Genomic DNA, 2,566 nt, shown 5'->3' with positions numbered 1-2,566 from the left:
AGGCAAGGCCAATATCACGCTGGACTTGTCAGGCCCTGCGCTGCACCAGCGTTTCTATCGTCAGGGCACAGGTGAGGCACCGCTCAAAGAGAACCTGGCGGTCGCCATGATCGCCCGTAGCGGTTGGGCCGGCGAGCCCATGATGGATCCGATGTGCGGCTCCGGTACTCTGCTGATCGAAGCGGCCTTTATCGCCGCCGACATGGCGCCGGCGTTGCGCCGCGAGCGCTTCGGTTTTGATCGCTGGCTGCAGCACGATAGCGAACTGTGGCAAAGCCTGATGATGGAAGCGCAAGTGCGAGCCAAACGTGGCATGCAGCGCTGCGAGGTGAAACTGTTCGGTTGTGATGCCGACTCGCGCGTGCTGCTCAAAGCCCGTGATAACGCAAAAGCCGCCGGTGTCGCCCATCTCATCACCTTCAAGCAGGCCGATGTCACCAAGCTGGAAAATCCGCTGCCGATGCCGGCTGTGGAAGGGGAGGCTCGTCAGGTCGGTATGCTGATCTCCAACCCGCCCTATGGCGAGCGTCTTGGCGAATTCCCGGCCCTGCTGGAAGTGCATCAGGCTCTCGGCGATGCCCTGCGTCGCAGCTTCCAGGGGTGGAGAGTCTCCATTCTGTCCGCATCTCCTGAACTGCTCAGCTGTCTGCGCCTGCGTGCCGACAAGCAATATCGCCTGTTCAACGGTGCCCTAGAGTGTCAGCTGCGCAACTACCAGATCGCCCTCGACTCTGTGGCCTCGCAAAAAGAGGTGGCGCAGGACTTTGCCAACCGTCTGCGCAAGAATCTGAAGGCGCTCGAGAAGTGGGCGAAGAAAGAGAATCTCGACTGCTACCGTCTCTATGATGCCGACTTGCCGGAATACAACGCCGCCATCGATCGCTATCAGGACTATCTGGTGGTGCAGGAGTATGCCGCGCCCAAGGATATCCCCGCCCAGAAGACCCGTCAGCGTCTGCTCGACATGGTTCAAGCCGCCATCAAGGTGACCGGCATGGACGGCGAGAAGGTGATCCTGAAGGTGCGTGAGCGTCAGGAAGGCAAACAGCAGTATCAGAAGCTCTCCGAAGAGCAGCACCGGATGGAAGTACAGGAGTACGGTGCCCGTCTGTGGGTCAACCTCTACGACTATCTGGATACCGGTCTATTCCTCGACCACCGTCAGACCCGCCGCATGCTGGGTCAGATGGCCAAGGGCAAGCGCTTCCTGAACCTGTTTGCCTACACCGGCAGTGCCACCGTGCACGCAGGTCTTGGCGGTGCCAGCGAGACCACCACAGTGGACATGTCCCACACCTACCTGAACTGGGCGCAGGACAACATGCGCCTCAACTCGCTGGTGGGCCGTCAGCACAAGTTTGTCCAGGCAGATTGCCTGAAGTGGTTGTCTGAAGCCGATGAGCAGTACGACCTCATCTTCATCGATCCGCCCACCTTCTCCAACTCCAAGCGGATGGACGAGAGCTTCGACGTACAGCGCGATCACCTGCTGCTGATGCAGCACCTGAAGCGCCTGCTGGCAGCGGACGGCACTCTGGTCTTCTCCAACAACAAGCGTCACTTCAAGATGGATCTGGCCGGTCTCGAGGCCACAGGTCTCAAGGCCCAGAACATCACCCAGAAGACGCGACCGAAGGATTTCGAGCGCAACCAGCACATCCACAACTGCTGGATCATCACCCATGCGCCGGAGCAAGGCGAGGCGTGATGCTGACCCTGTTTCATACCGACGGTTGCCACCTGTGCGAGCAGGCCTGGGCGCTGGTGGAGGAGGCAGGCCTTGCCGCTACCACCCGCCAGTGCGACATCATGGATGATGAGCAGTGGCTTGCCGCCTATCGGGTGCGCATTCCGGTACTGCGTGACGAGGCCGGCCGCGAGCTCGGCTGGCCCTTCACGCTGACCGAGCTCAATGGCTGGGCTGCCCGTCAGGGGTGAGTGTGATTTGACGATAAAACGGGGGCAGACCCAGTCTGCTGCCCGTTTTTTTCATATGAAATAAGGAACAAACATGGCTCTTTTAACATTGCACGGCGCCTGTCTGTCGTTCAGTGATTTCCCGCTGCTCGACAATGCCGAATTGACCATCGAGCGCGGCGAGCGCCTCTGTCTGGTTGGCCGCAACGGGGCGGGCAAGTCCACCCTGATGAAGGTCATCGCCAGCGAATTGCCGCTGGACGACGGCCGTCTGGTGCTGCAACAAGATTTGAAAGTGACCCGCCTTGAGCAGGATCCTCCTGCTTCCAGCGAGCTGACGGTATTTGACTATGCTGCCGAAGGGCTGGCGGGCGTGGGTGAGCTGCTCAAGCAGTATCACCACATCTCCATGGAGCTGGCGCACGATCCGTCAGATGCCAACATTCGCAAGATGAGCGAGTTGCAAGAGCAGCTCGACTATCAGAACGGCTGGCAATTCGAGACCCGTATCAGTCAGGTGTTGACCCTGCTGGGGCTGGATCCCGATGTGACCCTCGATAGCCTCTCCGGCGGCTGGCTGCGCAAAGTGGCGCTGGCCCGTGCGTTGGCCTGCGATCCCGACTTGTTGTTGCTCGATGAGCCGACCAAC

3 protein-coding genes are annotated in these 2,566 nt (G+C 60.1%); all 3 read left to right on the top strand.

The genetic code is table 11. The features are described from left to right. Window positions 1-1,708: bifunctional 23S rRNA (guanine(2069)-N(7))-methyltransferase RlmK/23S rRNA (guanine(2445)-N(2))-methyltransferase RlmL (gene rlmKL, locus AACS18_RS08955; protein ID WP_108614146.1), on the top strand; the 1,708-nt coding region annotated here is incomplete at its 5' end. Then, window positions 1,708-1,938, top strand: a complete 231-nt coding sequence (locus AACS18_RS08950) for a glutaredoxin family protein (protein ID WP_100645848.1) — start codon at window positions 1,708-1,710, stop codon at window positions 1,936-1,938. The genes rlmKL and AACS18_RS08950, both read left to right, overlap by 1 nt. Window positions 1,939-2,011: 73 nt before the next feature. Continuing rightward, on the top strand, window positions 2,012-2,566 hold a 555-nt coding region (locus AACS18_RS08945), incomplete at its 3' end, for an ATP-binding cassette domain-containing protein (RefSeq protein ID WP_146184877.1).

This window comes from Aeromonas sp. HMWF015 (assembly GCF_963878965.1).
In the GTDB taxonomy this organism is placed as follows: Bacteria; Pseudomonadota; Gammaproteobacteria; order Enterobacterales; family Aeromonadaceae; genus Aeromonas; species Aeromonas veronii.
Note: the sequence above shows the minus strand (reverse complement) of the source record. Positions and strands in the feature narration are given on the sequence as shown.